At 70.7% G+C, this 20,968-nt stretch carries 24 protein-coding genes; 17 read left to right on the forward strand and 7 right to left on the reverse strand.

All coding sequences use genetic code 11. The features are described from left to right. Window positions 1-32: 32 nt before the first annotated feature. The 10 genes from ABZ562_RS10450 to ABZ562_RS10495 all read left to right on the forward strand — a co-directional run bounded on the left by ABZ562_RS10450 (window position 33) and on the right by ABZ562_RS10495 (window position 8,376). Window positions 33-488 carry a hypothetical protein gene (locus tag ABZ562_RS10450; protein WP_361476298.1) on the forward strand — a complete coding sequence of 152 codons (456 nt, stop codon included), beginning with the start codon at window positions 33-35 and terminating at the stop codon, window positions 486-488. A 264-nt stretch (window positions 489-752) separates the two neighbouring features. Beyond that, complete coding sequence (gene atpB / locus ABZ562_RS10455; RefSeq protein WP_361476300.1) at window positions 753-1,562, forward strand: F0F1 ATP synthase subunit A; 810 nt, start codon at window positions 753-755, stop codon at window positions 1,560-1,562. Between the two features lie 73 nt (window positions 1,563-1,635). After that, window positions 1,636-1,878: an ATP synthase F0 subunit C gene (gene atpE / locus ABZ562_RS10460; protein WP_361476302.1), complete on the forward strand. Its 243-nt coding sequence runs from the start codon at window positions 1,636-1,638 to the stop codon at window positions 1,876-1,878. Window positions 1,879-1,918: 40 nt separating this feature from the next. Then, entirely contained in the window at window positions 1,919-2,479 is a 561-nt protein-coding gene (locus tag ABZ562_RS10465; RefSeq protein ID WP_361476304.1) for a F0F1 ATP synthase subunit B, read from the forward strand. Further along, window positions 2,476-3,291, forward strand: coding sequence for a F0F1 ATP synthase subunit delta (locus ABZ562_RS10470; protein WP_361476306.1), 816 nt, complete (start codon window positions 2,476-2,478; stop codon window positions 3,289-3,291). Before ABZ562_RS10465 ends, ABZ562_RS10470 begins: the two co-directional genes overlap by 4 nt. 89 nt (window positions 3,292-3,380) lie before the next feature. After that, complete coding sequence (atpA, locus tag ABZ562_RS10475) at window positions 3,381-4,952, forward strand: F0F1 ATP synthase subunit alpha (protein ID WP_361476308.1); 1,572 nt, start codon at window positions 3,381-3,383, stop codon at window positions 4,950-4,952. Between the two features lie 2 nt (window positions 4,953-4,954). Next, window positions 4,955-5,869, forward strand: coding sequence for a F0F1 ATP synthase subunit gamma (locus ABZ562_RS10480; RefSeq protein WP_361476310.1), 915 nt, complete (start codon window positions 4,955-4,957; stop codon window positions 5,867-5,869). Between the two features lie 5 nt (window positions 5,870-5,874). Next, the gene (gene atpD, locus ABZ562_RS10485; protein ID WP_361476312.1) at window positions 5,875-7,317 is read left to right on the forward strand and encodes a F0F1 ATP synthase subunit beta; all 1,443 of its coding nucleotides are present in this window, start codon (window positions 5,875-5,877) and stop codon (window positions 7,315-7,317) included. 111 nt (window positions 7,318-7,428) lie between these two features. Further along, window positions 7,429-7,806 carry a F0F1 ATP synthase subunit epsilon gene (locus ABZ562_RS10490; RefSeq protein WP_361476314.1) on the forward strand — a complete coding sequence of 126 codons (378 nt, stop codon included), beginning with the start codon at window positions 7,429-7,431 and terminating at the stop codon, window positions 7,804-7,806. Window positions 7,807-7,926: 120 nt separating this feature from the next. Continuing rightward, a complete protein-coding gene (locus ABZ562_RS10495) occupies window positions 7,927-8,376 on the forward strand; it encodes a DUF2550 domain-containing protein (RefSeq protein WP_361476316.1) in 450 nt (149 codons plus the stop codon). Between the two features lie 9 nt (window positions 8,377-8,385). On the opposite strand, the gene ABZ562_RS10500 is transcribed toward ABZ562_RS10495, so the two are convergent. After that, window positions 8,386-9,078 (reverse strand): response regulator transcription factor, encoded by a 693-nt coding sequence (locus ABZ562_RS10500; protein ID WP_361476318.1) that lies wholly within the window; start codon window positions 9,076-9,078, stop codon window positions 8,386-8,388. Next, window positions 9,075-10,268, reverse strand: a complete 1,194-nt coding sequence (locus tag ABZ562_RS10505) for a histidine kinase (protein ID WP_361476320.1) — start codon at window positions 10,266-10,268, stop codon at window positions 9,075-9,077. The genes ABZ562_RS10500 and ABZ562_RS10505 overlap by 4 nt, the downstream gene beginning before the upstream one ends. Window positions 10,269-10,433: 165 nt before the next feature. On the opposite strand from ABZ562_RS10505, the gene ABZ562_RS10510 reads away from it, so the two are divergent. Next, entirely contained in the window at window positions 10,434-11,090 is a 657-nt protein-coding gene (locus tag ABZ562_RS10510) for a hypothetical protein (protein ID WP_361476322.1), read from the forward strand. Here ABZ562_RS10510 and ABZ562_RS10515 read toward each other — a convergent pair. The 3 genes from ABZ562_RS10515 to ABZ562_RS10525 are packed head-to-tail and all read right to left on the reverse strand — an operon-like array spanning window position 10,994 to window position 13,142. Further along, a complete protein-coding gene (locus ABZ562_RS10515) occupies window positions 10,994-11,566 on the reverse strand; it encodes a cob(I)yrinic acid a,c-diamide adenosyltransferase (protein ID WP_361476324.1) in 573 nt (190 codons plus the stop codon). The two genes, ABZ562_RS10510 and ABZ562_RS10515, sit on opposite strands and share 97 nt — an antisense overlap. 23 nt (window positions 11,567-11,589) lie before the next feature. Further along, a complete protein-coding gene (locus ABZ562_RS10520) occupies window positions 11,590-12,345 on the reverse strand; it encodes an ABC transporter permease (RefSeq protein WP_361476326.1) in 756 nt (251 codons plus the stop codon). 14 nt (window positions 12,346-12,359) lie between these two features. Next, window positions 12,360-13,142, reverse strand: coding sequence for an ATP-binding cassette domain-containing protein (locus ABZ562_RS10525; protein WP_361476328.1), 783 nt, complete (start codon window positions 13,140-13,142; stop codon window positions 12,360-12,362). Window positions 13,143-13,222: 80 nt separating this feature from the next. On the opposite strand from ABZ562_RS10525, the gene ABZ562_RS10530 reads away from it, so the two are divergent. From ABZ562_RS10530 to ABZ562_RS10545, 4 genes are all read left to right on the forward strand, one after another. Then, complete coding sequence (locus tag ABZ562_RS10530) at window positions 13,223-13,864, forward strand: TetR/AcrR family transcriptional regulator (protein WP_361476330.1); 642 nt, start codon at window positions 13,223-13,225, stop codon at window positions 13,862-13,864. Between the two features lie 82 nt (window positions 13,865-13,946). Continuing rightward, entirely contained in the window at window positions 13,947-14,795 is an 849-nt protein-coding gene (locus ABZ562_RS10535; RefSeq protein WP_361476332.1) for a 3-hydroxyacyl-CoA dehydrogenase family protein, read from the forward strand. Between the two features lie 158 nt (window positions 14,796-14,953). Then, entirely contained in the window at window positions 14,954-15,277 is a 324-nt protein-coding gene (locus ABZ562_RS10540; RefSeq protein WP_361476334.1) for an STAS domain-containing protein, read from the forward strand. 128 nt (window positions 15,278-15,405) lie between these two features. Further along, a complete protein-coding gene (locus tag ABZ562_RS10545) occupies window positions 15,406-17,988 on the forward strand; it encodes an ATP-binding protein (protein WP_361476336.1) in 2,583 nt (860 codons plus the stop codon). A gap of 113 nt (window positions 17,989-18,101) precedes the next feature. Here the strand turns inward: ABZ562_RS10545 and nucS are convergent, their stop codons facing one another. After that, the gene (gene nucS, locus ABZ562_RS10550; protein WP_039937600.1) at window positions 18,102-18,764 is read right to left on the reverse strand and encodes an endonuclease NucS; all 663 of its coding nucleotides are present in this window, start codon (window positions 18,762-18,764) and stop codon (window positions 18,102-18,104) included. Window positions 18,765-18,975: 211 nt separating this feature from the next. Between nucS and ABZ562_RS10555 the strand changes: the two genes are divergently transcribed. Beyond that, on the forward strand, window positions 18,976-19,368 hold the full coding sequence (locus ABZ562_RS10555; RefSeq protein ID WP_361476338.1) for an SCO5389 family protein: 393 nt from the start codon (window positions 18,976-18,978) through the stop codon (window positions 19,366-19,368). Between the two features lie 36 nt (window positions 19,369-19,404). On the opposite strand, the gene ABZ562_RS10560 is transcribed toward ABZ562_RS10555, so the two are convergent. Beyond that, window positions 19,405-20,436 carry an LLM class flavin-dependent oxidoreductase gene (locus ABZ562_RS10560; RefSeq protein ID WP_361476340.1) on the reverse strand — a complete coding sequence of 344 codons (1,032 nt, stop codon included), beginning with the start codon at window positions 20,434-20,436 and terminating at the stop codon, window positions 19,405-19,407. A 207-nt stretch (window positions 20,437-20,643) separates the two neighbouring features. Here ABZ562_RS10560 and ABZ562_RS10565 point away from each other — a divergent pair, with 207 nt between their 5' ends. Next, on the forward strand, window positions 20,644-20,961 hold the full coding sequence (locus ABZ562_RS10565; RefSeq protein ID WP_361476342.1) for an ATP/GTP-binding protein: 318 nt from the start codon (window positions 20,644-20,646) through the stop codon (window positions 20,959-20,961). The last annotated feature ends 7 nt before the right edge of the window (window positions 20,962-20,968 follow it).

Raw genomic sequence — 20,968 nt, forward strand, 5'->3', positions numbered from 1 at the left:
GTTGCTTCCGACTCTTGCCGGAGAAACCCTTCATGCAGTCCAACGACGCCAGAACGCTGCTCAGTTGCGCCGTGCCCACCGCCGTGGTCGGGGTGGTCGCCGTTGCCGCCAGTTCTGTGCTCGCCGGTGGAAAGGGCGCGATCGGGGCCGCTTTCGGGACCATTCTCGTGGCCGCGGTCATGACGATCGACCTGATCGTGCTCGTGCGCACCGCGAAGTATCTTCCGCAGCTGTTCCAGATGATGGGCCTCGCCCTCTACATGGTGCAGTTCCTGCTCATCGCGGTTGTGCTGGCCGTCTTCAAGGACACCACCCTCTTCAACACCCGGGCGTTCGCGTTCTCCCTGCTTGCTGCGACACTGACGTGGATCGCGGCGCAGACCCGTGCTCACATGAAGGCCAAGATTCTCTACGTGCAACCGGAAGCCGAGGACGAACAGAAGCCGGCGAGGGAGAAGGAAGCCTCCCCCGCCGGGTCCGCATCGTGATCTGTAGGGCCGCTATAAAGACCCCTGCGCTCACCTGCTATCGTCCGGTTTCATCTGAGGCACAGCGGGCGCAGGCGGCTGAACCCCCGGATTCCACGGGACGGAATCGGCGGCCCATGCAGCTGCTGCCCGTGAGCCCATCGGTCTTGTGCACACAAGCCGCCCCCACATTCGTAAGAACCAGTCCAGTGCCGTTCCGTGGCCATGCGCCGCGCCGACACATCGAGGTTGCCGTACCCATGCGCCACGCTGAAGGAGCTCGCGGTGAGTCCTGACCAGACGCTCGCCTTCGAGACCGATTGCCACATCTTCGACGGGTGCGGCTTCCCGGCCCCAGGGCTTCACTCGTTCACGTTCGAGCCGATCGCGACGATCGGCGGCTTCGAGTTCAACAAGCCGATGCTGCTGGCCCTGCTGGGGACCGTCGTCGTCGTGGCGTTCTTCTGGGCCGCCTTCGGGAAGGCCAAGGTCGTCCCCGGCAAGCTCCAGATGGTCGGTGAGGCGGGCTACGACTTCGTACGCCGCGGCATCGTCTACGAGGCCCTGGGGAAGAAGGAGGGCGACAAGTACGTCCCCCTCATGGTCTCCCTGTTCTTCTTCATCTGGATCATGAACCTGTGGTCGGTCATTCCGATCGCCCAGTTCCCGGCGACGTCGATCATCGCCTTCCCGGCGGGACTCGCCGCGATCGTCTACATCCTGTGGGTGAGCCTCACCTTCAGGAAGCACGGCTTCGTCGGCGGCTGGAAGAACATCTCCGGCTACGACAAGTCGCTCGGCCCGGTCCTGCCCTTGGTCATGGTCCTGGAGCTGTTCTCCAACCTGCTCATCCGGCCGTTCACCCACGCCGTCCGGCTCTTTGCCAACATGTTCGCCGGCCACGTGCTGCTGCTGATCTTCACGATCGCCAGCTGGTACCTGCTGAACGGCATCGGGGTCGCGTACGCGAGCGTCTCGTTCGTGATGGTCATCCTGCTGACCATCTTCGAGCTGTTCATCCAGGCCCTTCAGGCGTACGTCTTCGTCCTGCTGGCCTGCAACTACATCCAGGGCGCTCTCGCCGAGCACCACTGAGCACCCTGCCCGAGTCCGCAAGACATCCGGTGGCCAACCCCCACCGGCCCATGAAACAGAAGGAAGAACCGGCATGTCCGCTCTCCAGTCCCTCGCTGCTGATGGTGTTTCCGGCTCCCTCGGCTCGATCGGCTACGGCCTCGCCGCGATCGGTCCCGGCGTCGGCGTCGGCATCATCTTCGGTAACGGCACCCAGGCCATGGCCCGCCAGCCCGAGGCCGCCGGTCTGATCCGCGCCAACCAGATCCTCGGCTTCGTCCTCTGTGAGGCGCTCGCCCTGATCGGCCTGGTCATGCCGTTCGTCTACGGCCCGTGATCACCACTAGCCGATAGCTGTTGCGACGAAAGGTACGGATGTGAACGCCCTGGTACCCCTGGCGGAGGCGAAGGAGAACCCACTCCTCCCGCCGCTCCCAGAGCTGGTCATCGGCCTGATCGCCTTCGCCATCGTTTTCATCTTCTTCGCCAAGAAGCTCCTCCCGAACATCAACCGGGTTCTGGACGAGCGTCGCGCGGCGATCGAGGGCGGAATGGAGAAGGCCGAGGCAACTCAGGCCGAGGCCCAGCAGGTCCTCGAGGACTACCGCGCCCAGCTCGCCGACGCCCGTCACGAGGCCGCGCGCCTGCGCCAGGAGGCGCAGGAGCAGGGTGCCGCGCTCATCGCTGAGATGCGCGCGGAGGGCCAGCGGCAGCGTGAGGAGATCATCGCGGCCGGTCACGCCCAGATCGAGGCCGAGCGCAAGCAGGCCGGTACGGCCCTGCGCCAGGACGTGGGCAAGCTCGCCACCGACCTGGCCGGCAAGATCGTCGGCGAGTCCCTCGAGGACGTCGCCCGGCAGAGCCGCACCATCGACCGCTTCCTCGACGACCTCGAGGCCAAGGCGGCCGACGACTCGAAGGCCGAGGCCGGACGATGAACGGAGCGAGCAGGGAGGCACTGGCTGCCGCGCGCGAGCGCTTCGACGCGCTGACGGACAACACGTCCGTCGACGCGGCGAAGCTCGCCGACGAGCTGGCCGCCGTCACCGCGCTGCTCGACCGTGAGGTCTCGCTGCGCCGGGTTCTCACCGACCCGGCGCAGCCCGGCGAGGCCAAGGCCGAGCTGGCCCGGCGCCTGCTGAGCGGGCAGGTCGGCGGCGAGGTCCTGGACCTGGTCTCCGGCATGGTCCGCTCCCGCTGGTCGCGCTCGCGCGACCTCGCGGACGCGGTCGAGGAGCTGGCGAGCAGCGCCGATCTGGTGGCGGCCCAGCGGGCCGGCACTCTCGACAACGTAGAGGACGAGCTGTTCCGGTTCGGCCGGATCGTCTCCTCCTCGTCCGAGCTGCGGTCGGCGCTGGCCGACCGGCGCGCGACCGGTACGGCCAAGGCCGGACTGGTGCGCGAGCTGCTGGGCGGCCGGGCCGACCGGGTCACCGAGCGGCTTGTCGTGCGTCTTGTGACCCAGCCGCGCGGACGTAGCCTGGAGGCGGGTCTCGACGAGCTGTCCAGGCTCGCCGCGGCGCGCCGGGACCGGATGGTCGCGGTCGTCACCTCGGCGGTGCCGCTCAGCGACCGGCAGAAGGAGCGCCTCGGCGCCGCCCTGGCGGCACTGTACGGACACCAGGTGCACCTCAATCTCGACGTGGACCCGGAGGTCCTCGGCGGGGTCGTCGTCCGCGTCGGCGACGAGGTCATCAACGGGACCATCGCGGACCGCCTCGAAGAGGCGAGCCGGCGGATGGCCGGCTGATCCAGCCACCAACTCAACAAGCATGTAAGCGGCCCGAGTTGGGCCGTAGTCACTTACTTCGGGCCCAACAAGGAGAGCAGGGAACCCAGATGGCGGAGCTCACGATCCGGCCGGAGGAGATCCGGGACGCGCTGGAGAACTTTGTCCAGGCGTACAAGCCGGACGCGGCCTCGCGCGAGGAGGTCGGTACGGTCAGCGTTGCCGGCGACGGCATCGCGAGGGTCGAGGGTCTTCCCTCGGCCATGGCGAACGAACTGCTGAAGTTCGAGGACGGAACCCTCGGCCTCGCCCTCAACCTCGAGGAGCGCGAGATCGGTGCCGTTGTCCTCGGAGAGTTCAGCGGCATCGAGGAGGGCCAGCAGGTGCACCGCACCGGCGAGGTCCTTTCGGTAGCCGTCGGCGAGGGCTACCTCGGCCGCGTCGTCGACCCGCTGGGCAACCCGATCGACGGCCTCGGCGAGATCGAGACCGAGGGCCGCCGGGCCCTCGAACTGCAGGCCCCCACGGTGATGCAGCGCAAGTCGGTGCACGAGCCGATGGAGACCGGCTACAAGGCCGTCGACGCCATGACCCCGATCGGCCGCGGCCAGCGTCAGCTGATCATCGGCGACCGGCAGACCGGCAAGACCGCGCTGTGCGTCGACACGATCATCAACCAGCGTGACAACTGGCGCTCCGGCGACCCGAAGAAGCAGGTCCGCTGCATCTACGTCGCCGTCGGCCAGAAGGGCTCCACCATCGCGTCCGTGCGCGGCGCGCTGGAGGAGGCCGGTGCGCTGGAGTACACGACGATCGTCGCCGCCCCGGCGTCCGACCCGGCGGGCTTCAAGTACCTGGCGCCCTACACCGGCTCGGCCATCGGTCAGCACTGGATGTACGAGGGCAAGCACGTCCTGATCGTCTTCGACGACCTGTCCAAGCAGGCCGACGCGTACCGCGCCGTGTCGCTGCTGCTGCGCCGCCCGCCGGGCCGTGAGGCCTACCCGGGTGACGTCTTCTACCTGCACTCCCGGCTGCTGGAGCGCTGCGCCAAGCTCTCCGAGGAGATGGGCTCCGGTTCGATGACCGGTCTGCCGATCGTCGAGACCAAGGCGAACGACGTGTCGGCGTTCATTCCGACCAACGTCATCTCCATCACCGACGGTCAGTGCTTCCTGGAGTCCGACCTGTTCAACGCCGGTCAGCGGCCGGCCCTGAACGTCGGTATCTCGGTCTCCCGAGTCGGTGGTTCCGCGCAGCACCGGGCCATGCGCCAGGTCTCCGGCCGCCTCCGCGTGGACCTCGCCCAGTACCGTGAGCTGGAGGCGTTCGCCGCCTTCGGTTCCGACCTGGACGCGGCCTCGAAGGCGTCGCTGGAGCGCGGTGCGCGCATGGTCGAGCTGCTGAAGCAGGGCCAGTACGCCCCGTTCTCCACCGAGGACGAGATCGTCTCCGTCTGGGCCGGCACCAACGGCAAGATGGACGACGTGCCGGTCGAGGACGTCCGCCGCTTCGAGCGTGAGCTGCTGGACCACCTGCACCGCGAGCACAAGGGTCTGCTGACCAGCATCGTCGAGGGCGGCAAGATGTCCGACGACACGATCGCGGCGCTGGGCGAGGCCGTCGACGGCTTCAAGAAGCAGTTCGAGACCTCGGACGGCAAGCTGCTGGGCGAGGGCTGAGTATGGGTGCCCAGGTCAAGGTCTACAAGAGGCGGATCAAGTCCGTCTCCGCGACCAAGAAGATCACCAAGGCGATGGAGATGATCGCCGCCTCGCGCGTCGTCAAGGCGCAGCGCCAGGTGGCGGCGTCGACCCCGTACGCCACCGAGCTGACCCGCGCGGTCGGCGCGGTGGCCAAGGGCTCCACCACCCAGCACGCGCTGACCACGGAGGCCAAGAACCCGACCCGCGCCGCGGTGCTGCTCATCACGAGCGACCGCGGGCTCGCGGGCGGCTACTCCTCCAACGTCATCAAGGCGGCCGAGCAGCTCACCGAGCGGCTCACGGGCGAGGGCAAGGAGGTCGACACCTACATCGTCGGCCGCAAGGGCGTCGCCTACTACGCCTTCCGTGAGCGCAAGGTCACGGAGTCGTGGACGGGCTTCACCGACAACCCGACCTACGCCGACGCCAAGAAGATCGCCGGACCGCTGATCGAGGCCGTGCTCCAGGAGACGGCCGACGGCGGCGTGGACGAGCTGCACATCGTGTTCACCGAGTTCGTCTCGATGCTGACGCAGACCCCGGTCCAGGACCGGCTGCTGCCGCTCAGCCTCGAGGAGCAGGCGGAGGAGCAGGAGAAGAAGGGCGAGCTGCTGCCGCTCTTCGAGTTCGAGCCGTCGGCCGAGGACGTCCTCGACGCGCTGCTGCCGCGGTACGTCGAGTCCCGGATCTACAACGCCCTGCTGCAGGCCGCCGCCTCCAAGCACGCGGCCACCCGGCGGGCGATGAAGTCGGCGACCGACAATGCCGATGAACTCATCAAGTCGCTCACGCGGCTTGCCAACGCGGCCCGCCAGGCCGACATCACCCAGGAAATCAGCGAGATCGTCGGTGGCGCGAGCGCTCTGGCCGACGCCTCTGCGGGGAGTGACTGACAACTATGACCACCACTGTTGAGACGGCCACGGCGACGGGCCGCGTCGCGCGGGTCATCGGCCCGGTCGTCGACGTGGAGTTCCCCGTCGACGCGATGCCGGAGATCTACAACGCGCTGCACGTCGAGATCGCCGACCCGGCCGAGGACGGGGCGAAGAAGACCCTGACCCTCGAGGTCGCGCAGCACCTCGGCGAGGGCCTGGTGCGCTCCATCTCCATGCAGCCCACCGACGGCCTGGTCCGCCAGGCCGCGGTGACCGACACCGGCGCCGGTATCACCGTGCCCGTCGGCGACGTCACCAAGGGCCGGGTGTTCAACACCCTCGGCCAGATCCTCAACGAGCCCGAGGCCGAGTCCGAGGTCACCGAGCGCTGGTCCATCCACCGCAAGGCCCCGGCGTTCGACCAGCTCGAGTCCAAGACCGAGATGTTCGAGACCGGCCTGAAGGTCGTCGACCTGCTGACCCCGTACGTCAAGGGCGGCAAGATCGGTCTGTTCGGCGGCGCGGGCGTCGGCAAGACCGTCCTCATCCAGGAAATGATCATGCGTGTGGCCAAGCTGCACGAGGGCGTTTCCGTGTTCGCCGGTGTCGGCGAGCGCACCCGTGAGGGCAACGACCTGATCGAGGAGATGGCCGAGTCCGGCGTGCTCCCGCAGACCGCGCTGGTCTTCGGCCAGATGGACGAGCCCCCGGGGACCCGTCTGCGCGTCGCCCTGGCCGGTCTGACCATGGCGGAGTACTTCCGCGATGTGCAGAAGCAGGACGTGCTGTTCTTCATCGACAACATCTTCCGCTTCACCCAGGCCGGTTCCGAGGTCTCGACCCTGCTCGGCCGCATGCCCTCCGCGGTGGGCTACCAGCCGAACCTGGCCGACGAGATGGGCATCCTCCAGGAGCGCATCACCTCGACCCGCGGTCACTCGATCACCTCGATGCAGGCGATCTACGTCCCCGCGGACGACCTCACCGACCCGGCCCCGGCGACCACCTTCGCGCACCTCGACGCGACCACGGTGCTCTCCCGGCCGATCTCGGAGAAGGGCATCTACCCGGCGGTGGACCCGCTGGACTCGACGTCCCGGATCCTGGACCCGCGCTACATCTCGCAGGACCACTACGACTGCGCCTCGCGCGTGAAGTCGATCCTGCAGAAGTACAAGGACCTCCAGGACATCATCAACATCCTGGGCATCGACGAGCTGGGCGAGGAGGACAAGCTCACCGTCTTCCGCGCCCGCCGCATCGAGCGCTTCCTGTCGCAGAACACCCACGCGGCGAAGCAGTTCACCGGGCTCGACGGATCGGACGTGCCGCTGGACGAGTCGATCGCCGCGTTCAACGCGATCGCCGACGGTGAGTTCGACCACTTCCCGGAGCAGGCGTTCTTCATGTGCGGTGGCCTGGACGACCTGAAGGCGAAGGCCAAGGAGCTGGGCGTCTCCTGAGCGTCCTAGCTCCGGAGAGGGGTGGGCCCGGTCCCACCCCTCTCCGTACGCCCGTTATTCTTTGACGAAAGCCCTGTCGTTCCCGGCAGGTTTCAGACCCGAGGAGCCACGTTGGCTGCTGAGCTGCACGTCGAGATGGTCGCGGCGGACCGTAGTGTCTGGTCCGGCACGGCCACCTTGGTCATCGCGCGCACCACATCGGGTGACATCGGCGTCATGCCCGGCCACCAGCCGCTGCTCGGTGTGCTGGAGTCCGGCCCGGTGACCATCCGTACGAGCGACGGCGGGACGGTCGTCGCCGCGGTGCACGGCGGGTTCATCTCGTTCGCGGACGACAAGCTCTCGGTACTGGCCGAGATCGCGGAGCTGTCCGACGAAATCGATGTCAAGCGCGCGGAGCGGGCGCTGGAGCGCGCCAAGTCGGCGGCGGACGCCGCCGCCGAGCGGCGCGCCGACGTCCGGCTGCGTGCGGTGGCGGGAGTGCACTGAGCCTGTCACGTACGGTCGGAAAACCTCAGCCGCGGACCTCGCTGGAGCTCCTCTTCAGCGGTCCGCGGCTGAGGCGATGCAGGTGCGGTTTTTCCGGATGAGGCGAGGAGGTCGGTGAAGATGGTCCTCGCTCTGCTCGTGAGCGGCGTGGTCGTCGCGCTGGTGGTGGCGGGACTCTTCGTCTTCGGGCTGCGGCGGCGGCTGATCCAGCGCTCCGGCGGCACCTTCGACTGTTCCATGCGCTGGGGCGCGCCCGGACCCGAGGCGGAGCCCAGCGGTAAGGGGTGGGTCTACGGGATCGCCCGCTACAACGGTGACCGGATCGAGTGGTTCCGGGTCTTCTCGTACGCCTTCCGGCCTCGGCGGACGCTCGAGCGCGCCTCGATCGAGGTGCTGGAGCGGCGTACCCCCAAGGGCGAGGAAGAGCTGGCCCTGCTCTCCGACGCGGTGATCCTGGCCTGCCGCCACAGCGGCACGCGGCTGGAGCTGGCGATGAGCGACGACGCCCTGACCGGCTTCCTGGCCTGGCTGGAGGCCGCCCCGCCCGGCCAGCGCGTCAACGTCGCGTAACGGTCTTCTCTATACCCCCAATTCCTGCGCCAGGACGGCCGCCTGGACCCGGCTGCGCAGGTCCAGCTTGCCGAGCAGCCGGCTGACGTGGGTCTTCACCGTCGCCTCCGCCATGGTCAGGTGCGTCGCGATCTGCGCGTTCGACATCCCCCGGCCCAGACAGCCCAGCACCTCGCGCTCGCGCGGGGTGAGCGCGGCGAGCACGGCGGGATCGGCCACCGTCCCGGCGCCGGATCGGGCGAACTCCGCGATCAGCCGACGGGTCACCGCGGGCGCGATCAGCCCCTCACCGCGCGCGACCGTACGGACCGCCTCGACCAGCCGTGCCGCGTCGCTGTCCTTGAGCAGAAAGCCGGCCGCCCCGGCGCGCAGCGCGCCGAAAACGTACTCGTCCAGGTCGAACGTGGTCAGCACCAGCACGTCCGCCAGCCCCTCGGCGACCACCTGACGGGTCGCGGAGACCCCGTCGAGCCGGGGCATCTGGACGTCCATCAGCACCACGTCGGGGCGGAGCGCCCGGGCCCGCGCCACGGCCTCCTCGCCGTCGGTGGCCTCGCCGACCACCTCGATGCCGGGCGCCGACCGCAGGATGAGCACGAGCCCGGAGCGCACCGCGGCCTGGTCCTCGGCGACGAGCACCCGGATGGGCTCCTCGGGGTTCGGATGCACCGCGACTCCCGTGCGGTTGTGGATGGTGGTCATGCCCCGTCACCCAGCGGCAGGGCGGCCCGCACCCGCCACACCGTGCCGGAGGGTCCGGGGGCGGGGCCCGCGTCGAGGGTGCCGCCGAGCAGCGTCACACGTTCCCGCATCCCGACCAGCCCGGTGCCGGAGCCGGGCGCCCGGGGCGCGGGGCGTTCGCCCAACGGACTGGTCACGCGGACCTCCAGGGCGCCGTCCGCACCGTCCGCCGAGTGCGTCAGCGTCACGTCCACCCTGCCGGGCCCGGCGTGCTTGAGGGCGTTGGTCAGCGACTCCTGGACGATGCGGTACGCGGCGAGTTCGACCGGGGCGGGCAGCGGGGCGGAGCCGGGCGGGCGTTCGTCGTACAGGACGAAGTCCTGCCCGCCCGGTGAACTGGTGCTCCTGGCCTGCTCCAGCAGGGTGTCCAGCGCGTCGAGGGTGGGCGCGGCGGACGGCCGGTCCGCGTCGCGCGTGTCCCGCAGCAGCCCGATCAGCCGCCGCATCTCGGCCAGTCCGTGCACGCTGTTCTCCCGGATGACCCCGAGCGCCTCCTCCGTCGCGGCCGGGTCCTTGAGCGACTGGGCGGCGGTGGAGTGGATGGCGATGGCGGACAGGTGGCCCGCCACCATGTCGTGCAACTCGCGGGCCATGCGGGCCCGCTCGGCGGTGACCGCCTCCCGGCGGTCCAACTCGGCCAGCAGCGCGGTCTGCTCGGCGCGCAGCCGCTCGGCCGCGGCTTCCTCCCGGTGGTTGCGGACCAGCACCCCGGTCCACGCCGGGCTGATGGTGAACACCGCGACGAGCATGCCGATCAGCAGCGTCTCGGGCTCCTGGAAGACCGCCAGCGGCACGGCCGTCGCCAGCGCCGCGACCAGCACGCACAGCCGGGGGACGCGGCGGGCGGTGGCGGGGGTGCCGTACATGACGCACGCGTAGATCAGGTCCGTGTACATCAGCAGTGTCGCGGCCAGCCCGCCGCTGCACAGGTCCACGGCCACGGCGACGGTCCCGATGCCGAGCCCCACGACCGGCGCCGTACGCCGCAGCAGCTCCGCCCCCGAGATGACGACGAGGGCGACCAGCCCGGACCACTGGGGCGTACCGAAGAACGGCGGATTGTTGTGCAGCCCCAGCGCCCACAGCAGCGCCCCGCCGAGCACCCCGGTGAGGGCGATCAGCAGGTCGTCGCGGTGGGGGCGGGCAGGCATGGCTCCATCACAGCACGCGAGACGGCGCGCGGGCCTCCCCTTGGGGACGTGCTTGTCCCCGCACGGCGTACATCGAAGGATGCAGCCGGGTTTCATCGCCCGCGACGAGGCGGACGCCCGGATCGCACGGAACGGTGGGAGAGGAGAAACCGAGAGGAGCGAACCGTGATCGTCGCGCTGATCATCGCCTGTGAGGTCGGCTTCTGGGTCCTGCTGGCCGTGGGGCTCGCGCTGCGGTACGTGGCCAGGATGCCGCGTGCGAGCGTGGCCGTGCTGCTGTGCGAACCGCTGCTGGAGGTGGTGCTGTTCGTGGCGACGGCGATCGACCTGAAGAACGGCGCAGAACCGGACGTCAAGCACGGCATCGCCGCCGCCTACATCGGCTTCTCGATCGCCCTCGGCCACCAGACGATCACGTGGGTCGACGCGAGGGTGGCCCACCGCTTCTTCAACGGCCCGCCGCCGGTGAAGCCGCCGAAGTACGGCATGGCGCGCGCGGCCCACGAATGGAAGACCGCCGCCCGCTGGATCCTGGCGGCGGCCATCGCGATGGCGCTGCTGCAGGCGGCGATCTGGTACGTCGGCGACGACGGCGACATCGGCTCACTGCGCGACTGGCAGGGGAAGATGCTGTTCGTCATGGGCATCAACGTGATCATCGCGCTGAGCTACACCCTCTGGCCGAAGCAGGCCCCCGCCGGGCCGGACGCGGGGGAGACCCCGCGTCAGCGGTTCTCGCCGGGGACCCAGAGGACGTCGCCCACCTCCTTGTTGGCCGAGCGGGCCAGGATGAAGAGCAGGTCGGACAGGCGGTTGAGGTAGGTCGCGGTGAGCGGGTTCATGATGTCGCCGTGCTCGGCGAAGGCCGCCCACGTGGAGCGCTCCGCGCGCCGTACGACCGTGCACGCCTGGTGCAGCAGGGCCGCGCCCGGGGCGCCGCCGGGGAGGATGAAGCTGCGCAGCTTCTCCAGGTCCTCCAGGAAGCGGTCGCAGTCCGCCTCCAGCTTGTCGATGTAGGTCTGCTGGACGCGCAGCGGCGGATGCTCGGGGTTCTCGACCACCGGGGTGGACAGGTCGGCGCCCACGTCGAACAGGTCGTTCTGGACCCGGACCAGGACCTCGGTGATCTCGGCCGGCAGCGAGCCCAGCGCGATGGCCACTCCGATCGCCGCGTTCGCCTCGTTCGCGTCGGCGTACGCGGCGATCCGCAGGTCCGTCTTGTCGGTGCGGCTCATGTCGCCGAGGGAGGTGGTGCCCTTGTCCCCGGTGCGCGTGTAGATGCGGGTGAGATTGACCATGGGGCCGAGCCTACGCGCAGCGGCTACGCGCCGGCCTGCCGGAAGAGCCGGGCGCCGAGGGTGACGGCGACGGCGGCGAGCCCGGTGGCGACCAGGCACGCGAGCCCGATCCTGCCGTCCCCGTAGTCCCCGGCGAAGGCGGCCCGTACGCCGTCCACGAGGTAGCGGAACGGCACGACGTGCGAGGTGATGTCGAGCCAGCGCGGGCCGAGCGACATCGGCAGCAGGATGCCGGAGAGCAGCATCGCGGGCATGGTGACGGAGTTGATGACGGGGGCGAAGCCCTGCGGCGACTCCACGCGCATGGCCAGCGCGTACGAGAGCGAGGCGAGCGAGACGGTCAGCGCGGCGACGAAGCCGAAGCCGATCAGGACGCCCGGCAGCGGCGCGCGCAGCCCCATGGCGACGGCGACGAGGACGACCACCACGGACTGGAGCAGGAGCTGCACGACGTCCTTGAGCACCCGGCCCATGAGCAGGGCCAACCGGCTGACCGGGGTGACCCGCATCCGCTCGATGACGCCGGTGCGCTTTTCGAAGACGATGCCGATCCCGGCGAACGAGGCGCTGAACATGCCGAGCTGGATGAGGATGCCGGGGACGATGGTCTGCCAGGAGTCGCCCGCGCCGCCCAGCGGTATGCCGGTGAGCAGCGGACCGAAGAAGACCAGGAACAGCAGCGGCTGGACGAGGCCGAAGACCATGGCGGGCTTGGAGCGCAGGGTCTGGCGGGCGTAGCGGCGGAAGATCAGGGCCGTGTCGGAGATGACGTGAGGCATGGGGGATCCCGGGGTCAGACGGCGAGCGGGGCGGGGTCGCGCGGGGCGGCGCGGCGCCCGGTGATGGCGATGAAGGTGTCCTGGAGCGTGGCGTCCGGCGAGCCGCCGTACTCGGCCTTGAGCCGCGCCGCCGTGCCCTCGGCGGCCACCCGGCCCTGGTCGACGACCACGAGCCGGTCGGCGAGCGCGTCCGCCTCGTCGAGGTAGTGGGTGGTCAGGAAGACGGTCATGTCCTGCTCGGCGCGCAGCCGCCGGATGAGGTCCCACAGATCGGCGCGCCCGGCCGGGTCAAGACCCGTCGTCGGCTCGTCGAGGAACAGGATCCCGGGCCGGTGGACGAGGCCCAGCGCGATGTCCAGACGGCGCCGCTGCCCGCCGGAGAGGGCGGCGCAGGGGCGGTCCAGAAACTCGGTCAGGCCCAGGTCCTCGGCCAGTTCGCCGGCGCGGGCCACGGCCTCGCGCCGCGGGAGCCGGTAGAGGCGGCCCTGGGTGACCAGTTCCTCCCGTACGGAGACGGTGGGGTCGACCCCGCCGGACTGGGCGACGTACCCGATGCGGCGCCGCACCCCGCCCGGGTCGGCGGCGAGGTCGTGCCCGGCGACCGTCGCGGTGCCGCCGGTGGGCGGGAGCAGCGTGGTGAGCATGCGGAGCGTGGTGGTCTTGCCCGCGCCGTTGGGGCCCAGGAAGCCCAGGATCTCCCCGGCCTCGACGGTCAGGTCGACGCCGCGGACGGCCTCCACGGGGCCGCGCTTGGTGGGGAAGGTGCGGGCGAGCCCGCTCGTGGTGATGACTGGCATGCCGTCCAGAAAAGCAGAGCCACTTAAACTTTGCAATGACCCCAAAAACAGAGTGAGTCCAACGAAGCTAGGATGGGGACATGGCGGAAGGGCTCAGGGAGCGGAAGAAACGGCAGACCAGGCAGTACATCTCGGACGTGGCGACCGGGCTGTTCATGGAGCGCGGCTTCGACGCGGTCACGATCGCGGAGATCGCCGAGGCGGCCGAGGTCTCCGTCAACACGGTCTACAACTACTTCCCGGCCAAGGAAGACCTCTTCGTCGACCGCGAGGACGAGGTCGTCGACCGGCCCTCCCGGCTCGTGCGGGAGCGCGCGGTCGGCCAGTCGGCGGCGCGGGCGATCCTGGGGCAGCTGCGCCAGGACCTCCGGGAGCGGCACGCGTATGTCGGGCTGAGCGCGGGCTACGACCGGTTCCGGCAGGTCATGACGGAGTCGCCCACGCTGATGGCCCGGCTGTTCACCATCCAGGGCAAGGCGGTCAACCGGCTCGGGGTCACCCTGCGCGAGGAGGTGGCCGCGGCGCCGGAGGACCCGACTCCCGAGTTCGTCGCCCACCAACTCGTCGGGCTGCAGAACGCCGTTCAGCGCTGGATCATGCGCGCCCTCGCGGAGGGCGGCGGCGTGGACGAGGTCGCCGAGGACGCCCTGCGGGCGGTCGACGTCATGGAGTCGCTCCTCAGCGACACGGTGCTCAACTATGCGGTGAAGAACACACCGTGACGCGCCTTACCAAGGGGTGCCCGAAGGGGTGAACGGGCGTTAAGGTCCACGCACACCGAACGTCGACGAAGGGGTGTGTGTCGTGGCCAAGAAGCTCGCGGTCATCGGAGCCGGACTCATGGGGTCCGGGATCGCGCAGGTCTCCGCCCAGGCGGGCTGGGACGTCGTGCTGCGCGATGTGACCGATGAGGCGCTGCGCCGCGGCACCGACGGCATCCGCGCCTCGTACGAGAAGTTCGTCTCCAAGGGCAAGCTGGACGCCGGGGACGCCGAACGGGCGCTGGCGCGCATCACCACCACGACCGACCTCGACGCCGCCGCCGACGCGGACGTCGTGGTGGAGGCCGTCTTCGAGAAGATCGAGGTCAAGCGGGAGATCTTCCGCACCCTCGACGGCCTGGTCAAGGACGACACGATCCTCGCGTCCAACACCTCCGCCATCCCGATCACCAAGATCGCCTCCGTGACGGAGCGCCCGGAGCGGGTCGTCGGCACCCACTTCTTCTCGCCGGTCCCGATGATGCAGCTGTGCGAACTGGTGCGCGGCTACAAGACGAGTGACGAAACGCTCGCCGCGGCGCGGGAGTTCGCGGAGGGCGTGGGCAAGACCTGTATTGTCGTCAACCGCGATGTCGCGGGCTTCGTCACCACGCGCCTGATCTCGGCACTCGTGGTCGAGGCCGCCAAGCTCTACGAGTCCGGGGTCGCCACGGCCGAGGACATCGACATCGCGTGCAAGCTGGGCTTCGGCCACGCGATGGGACCCCTCGCGACGGCCGACCTCACCGGCGTGGACATCCTGCTGCACGCCACCGACAACATCTACACCGAGTCCCAGGACGAGAAGTTCGCGCCACCGGAGATCATGCGCCGGATGGTCGACGCGGGTGACATCGGCCGCAAGAGCGGTGGGGGCTTTTACCGCTACTGAGGGCCCTGGTGCGGCGCCAGGCCCGTAACTCACCCTCTCGGGTGAATTCGGTATCGGTTCGCTTACAGACGGCAACTTCCTCGGGTGAGAGGCAGTCAGTTCTGTAGAGAGAAATGGCGCATTGACGACACGACGACGCACCATCCAGGGGAGCGCATATGCACATCAGGGGCGACCACGCCGAGCTGGTCGTCGGGGGCCGACTGGACGTCCGGAGCGCGGCGGACGCCCGTACGGCCCTGCACACCGCCGTTGACTCCGGCGGCGGGGATCTCGTACTCGACCTGACCGACCTGGACTCCTGGGACGCCACCGGGCTCGGCGTGATCATGGGGGCGCACCGGAGGGCGGGCCGGGCGGGCCGCCGGCTCGTGCTGCGCGGGGTGCCGCCCCAGATGCAGCGGCTGCTGGTGGCCACCCGGCTGCACCGCATCCTGGCCATCGAGGGCGGCCTCGAGGCTGAGAGCCTGCCCCGCGTCTGAATCCCCGGGGTGGCGCGGGGCGTTCCGGGCCCGGTGGATACTGTGACGAGGTCTTGTCCGGTACTCGCCGGACATCATCCCTACGGCGGCACACACCGGCGCGCCACGCATCTGGGGGGCACAGGGCCATGGAGCAGCACAACCGCGCACCGCATGAGCACGGCCACGACGACCCGAGCCCGCGTTCCGCGGACGCCGCCGCCGCGCCGCAGCAGCCGCGGGACGCGGATGCCGCCGCCGCGCCGCAGCAGCCGCCGCCGGACGCGGACGCGCGGCCGGCTCTGCCCGCCCGGCGGCCCGCCCGGGGCGGTGCTTCGGCCGCCCTGCAGGGGGCGGAGGGCACCGCCGACCCCGGGCCGGTCCGTACCGTACGCATCGTCGCCGGCGACCATCTGCTGACGATCAACCCCGTGGACGGCAGCGAGATAGAGCCCTGCCCGCCCGCCGAGCGGTCCGCCCGGCGAGCCCGGCCCGAGCGGCACACCCCCGACCAGCGCGCCGAGCTGCGCCGGGCCGCGGCCGCGCCCCGGCCGTCCGGCACGGTGGTGCCCGACCTGCCGATGCTGGAGCGCGACGAGGAGCGCGAGCGGCTGGCCCGGCTGCTGGCCCGCGGCCGCTCCGTACGGGTCACCGGACCCTCCGGCGCCGGGCGCAGCGTGCTGCTGGAGGCCGTCGCCACGGACTGCGAACGCCTGGCGCCCGACGGCGTCGTACGGCTCTCCGGCTACCACCGCACCCCCACCGACCTGCTGTACGACCTGTACGCCGCCGTCTACCGCGCCCCGCTCCACCGGCCCGACCGGGCGGAACTGCTGGAGGCGGTGCAGGAGATCGGCGCGGTCGTCGTCCTCGACGACATCGAGTTCGGCGGCGCGGCGCTCGACGAATTCCTCGACGCGACGCCGGAATGCGCCTTCCTGATCTCCGCCACGCCGGACGTCCCGGCCCCGTCCGCCGGTTCGCACCTCGAAGAGGTCTCCCTCCCGGGGCTCAGCCGCACCGCCGGTCTGGAACTGCTGGAGCGGGCCCTGCGGCGCCCGTTGGAGGAGGACGAGGCGAGCTGGGCGGCGGACCTGTGGTTCGAGTCGGAGGGGCTGCCGCTGCGGTTCGTACAGGCGGGGGCGTTGCTGCGGCAGCGCGAGGCGGCGGTGGCGGACGCGGCCGAGGCTGACGCCGAGCCGCGGGACGCGGCCCCGCTGCCCTCGATCCCCGAGGCCGCGGCCCCGGCCGCGCTGCTCGCCGCGGGGCTGGGCGAGGCGGCCCGCGACGCCCTGCGGTTCGCGGTCGCGCTCGGCGGCGAATGCCCGCACCAGGCCCATCTGCCCGCCCTCACCGACGACCCGCACGCGGACGCCGCCCTCGGCGAACTGCTCGCCCACGGCCTGGCCACCACCGTCGGCCCGCACTACCGGCTGGCGGCCGGGGTGGCCGCCCAGCTCGCGGCGGAGGGGTACGCGGGCGACGCGGCCGAGTCCGCCGGGCGGGCGCACACCGTGGCCCAGCACTACACCTGGTGGGCCGGTCACCCCTCGGTGGCCCCCGAGCGGGTCGCCGTCGAGGCGGACGCGATACTCGCCGCGATGGCCGCCCTGGTCTCCGACCGGGAAGCCGGCCACGCCGACGCCGCCGTGGAGCTGGCCCGGGCCGCCGCCCCCGCCTTCGCGGCGGCGTTGCACTGGGGCGCGTGGGAACGCGCCGTACGCCACGGCCAGGAGGCGGCGCGGCTGGCCGGACAGGTCGCCGACGAGGCGTACTTCCACCACGAGCTGGGCGTCCTCGCCCTGTGCACCGGCAACCTCGACCGGGCCCGTGCCGAGCTGGAGGCGTCCATCGGGCTGCGCGGCGCCCTCGCAGACAAGCGCGGCACGGTCGCGGGGCGCAGGGCGCTGGCGCTGGTGAGCGACCGTACGGGCGCGGCGATGGCCGGTGCGTTCGGCCCGGGCGTCGCGCGGACGCGTCCGGCGGAACCGGCACCGGCACTGGAGCCGGCACCCGAGCCGGCAGCGGAACCGGAGCCGGCCCCGGCTCCGGGGGCGAACGCCACCACGATCGTCACCCCGGTGGTGGCCGAGACCACGAAGATACCCCCGGTGGCCGCCGTCACCACGACGTTCGCGGCACCGCCCGCCAAGAAGAAGGGGCTACGAGCCCTCGCGTTGACCGGGGGCCGGCGCAACCTGGTCGCGGCGGGAGCCGGTGCGCTGCTGGTGGCCGTCCTCGGCACCGTAGTCACCCTGGGTGCCTTCGGCGGCGATGACGACAAGGACGCGCCCGACCGGGTCAAGCCGCGTGAATCGGCCTCGCGGCAGGACGACGACAAGGACCTGACGGCCGACGAGCCGTCGAACGCCCCCCGCCAGGGTGCGCCCCAGCCGGGGCCGAGCAATGTGCCGCTGTCGTCGCCGTCTTCGGCACCGACGAGCAGCGGAACCCCGAGCGGGACGAGTGGGCCGACGGACCCGTCCACGAGCGGTGAGCCGACGCAGCCCCAGAGCCCGTCGGCGCCGACGTCGCCGCCGAGGACGCAGGAACCCACGCACGAGCCGACGCACACCCCGACGGACGCCCCCACATCCCCCACGACGCCGCCGCCCCACACTCCGACGGACACCCCGACGACGTCACCGACGAACACCACGTCGAACACGGCCGGCGGCCCGCCCCCGAGCCAGTCGGCGTCCACCACGACCCCATCGAGCACCACGGCGTAAGGCGGGACCCCCGTACGTCCTCGGGGCGTACGGGGGTCCGGTGGGGGACAGGCACCGCAAACCGGCCGGGGCTTGTTCGGCCGCCGTGGCCGGAATAGGTGGGTCCCGGGGGGTCAGAAGAGGCGGAGCTTGTCGTCCTCGATGCCGCGCAGCGCGTCGTAGTCGAGGACGGCGCACCCGATGCCACGGTCGGTGGCGAGGACACGGGCCTGCGGTTTGATCTCCTGGGCGGCGAAGACGCCCTTGACCGGGGCCAGGTGCGGATCCCGGTTGAGCAGTTCGAGATAGCGCGTGAGCTGCTCGACGCCGTCGATCTCACCCCGCCGCTTGATCTCGACGGCCACCGTCGTGCCGTCCGCGTCACGGCAGAGAATGTCCACGGGGCCAATGGCAGTGGGGTATTCACGCCGAATAAGCGTCCAGCCATCGCCCAGTGTCTCGATCCGATCGGCGAGCAGCTCCTGCAGATGGGCTTCCACGCCGTCCTTGATCAACCCGGGGTCCACCCCGAGTTCATGCGAGGAATCATGGAGAACGTCCTCCATGGTGATGATGAGCTTCTCGCCCGCCTTGTTCACGACCGTCCACACATTGTCATCGCCTTCCTTCAGCGTGCACGGCGGAGACATCCAGTTGAGGGGTTTGTAGGCCCTGTCGTCCGCGTGAATGGACACACTGCCGTCGGCCTTGACGAGGATCAGGCGGGGTGCCGAGGGAAGGTGGGCGGTGAGGCGGCCGGCGTAGTCCACGGAGCACCGGGCGATGACGAGACGCATGGTCCGCAACGCTACTCGACCACGAAGGCTCCACGCGATTCGTCCGGCGATGGACCCGTTCAGCATTGGCTGGTTGTGTGCCCATTCTGGTGGTGCGGGCACAGTGGCCGGAATACCTTTGAAGCGGGCGGTCGCCGGACGGGTACGCTGCGTCGCCGTCCGCCCATCCCATCCCTGAGACCCCGCGTTCGGGGTCGCGAGAGGAGAACCCATGTCGCTCGACGTCTCACCGGCCCTTCTGGAACAGGCCGAGCGAGGCGAGGTCGACGAAGCCGCATTCGTCGACTGCGTCCGGAACTCCCTACCGTACGCATGGGAGATGATCAGTTCTCTGGTGGCCCAGCTGAAGGTCGACGGCGGGGAGTTCGCCGACAACCAGACGCCGCCGCCGGACGAGCAGGCCCGCGGGCAGCTGCTCCGCGCGCTGGCGAGTGACGCGATACGGGGCGCGCTCCAGCGCCACTTCGGGGTGCGGCTGGCCTTCCAGAACTGCCATCGGGTGGCGGTCTTCCCGCTCGACCCGTCGGCCGACGAGCGCCTGGCCCGCTTCACCTCGGTCCGGGGACAGCTGCTGAACCAGTCGCCCACGCTGCGCGACTGCTGACGCGATGTCGCTGCCGCTCCACCAGGGGGAGGTGTGTCAGAGCAGGAGCGGCAGCACTTCACCACCGAGACGCCGTACGTTCTGCTCCGTGGCCGCCAGATCGCCCGACCCCTCCACCATCAGCGCGAAGCGCGTGATGCCGGTGCGCTCCGCGGTCGCCGCCAGCCGGTCGGCGCACAGCCGGGGCGGTCCCACCGGGTGCAGCTCGCACAGCAGCTCCGCGTAGCCGGCGGGGTCGCGCATCCGGCGCTCCCGGCCGTCGACGGTGACATGGGCGCCCAGCCCCTGCCGTAACCATCCCGGCATCGCCTTGGTCAGGGTCTCACGTGCCGCGGGGCGCGCGTCCTCGATCTGCACCACCCCGGCCGAGACGTGCTCCGCCGCCACCGCCGCGACCTCCTCGGGGGAACGGCCCGCGGCCAGCGCGGACTTCTTCCACAGGCCGACCGCCTCGGCCTTCTCCTCGTCCCCGCAGTGCATGCCGAGCAGCATGGGCAGCCCGCGCTCGGCGGCCAGCCGCACACTGCCAGGCGAGGTGCACGCCATGATCACGGGCGGGGCGCCGGTCCGGCCCGGGTCGTCCGGGCGCGGTACGACCGGGACCTCGCGGAACGCGAAGCGCTCGCCGTCCGCCCCCACCCGGGGCTCCCGCAGCCAGCGCAGCAGCAGGTCGAGCGCTTCGGGGAAGCCGTGCTCGTAGGCCCCCAGCCCGGCGCCGAAGACCTCCAGGTCCACCCAGGGGCCACCGCGCCCGACGCCGAGGGTGAAGCGGCCACCGGAGCTGAGATGCAGCAGTGCCGCTTGCTCACCCAGCGCGACGGGATGCGCGGTCGGAAGTACGCTCACCGCAGTACCGACGCCTATGCGCCGGGTACGTCCCAGCAGGAGCGCGGCGAGGGTGACGGCGGACGGGCAGACGCCGTACGGCACGAAGTGGTGCTCGGCGAGCCAGACCGCGTCGAGCCCGGCGGCCTCGGACAGTTCGGCCGAGCGGACCGCCCGGTGCAGCGCCTCCTCCTGTCCTTGGCCGGGAAATTGAGCGGCCAGAATGAAAGCCCCCACACGCATCGCCTGCTGCCTCCCTTGTCGTGGCTCCATCGCCGACGTGGGCATCCCCCTCACTGGCATTAACGTCTGACACGTGCCAAGGGCACGGTCTGGCACGTATCTTTCATGATGATCTGAGCGTGGTTGTGGATGACGACTTACCGGGTGCGTGACCGTAGCGCGTACGCTGGTCACAGTCAGTAGCTCCCAGCCCTGTCGAGGTGCCCCGTGTCTCCACGCCGAAACCGTCCCCGAGGTGGCGAGAAGTCCGTTGACCGCGTGGGCACGGACCGTTACGGGCTGGAGCGCACCGAGAGCTGGCAGGGCGAGGAGTGGGTGGTGCGGATGGTGGGCGGCGGGGCCGCCGCCAAGCACTACCGCTGCCCCGGGTGCGACCAGGAGATCCCGCCCGGGGTGCCGCATGTGGTGGCCTGGCAGCAGCACATGGGCGTGGACGACCGGCGCCACTGGCACAAGGCCTGCTGGAACGCGCGGGACCGCCGGAGCGCCAAGCTCCAGCGGTCCCGTAACGCCCCGCGGTACTGATCCCGCG

The sequence above is a fragment of the Streptomyces sp. NPDC019937 genome (genome assembly GCF_040631655.1).
Taxonomy (GTDB): Bacteria; Actinomycetota; Actinomycetes; order Streptomycetales; family Streptomycetaceae; genus Streptomyces.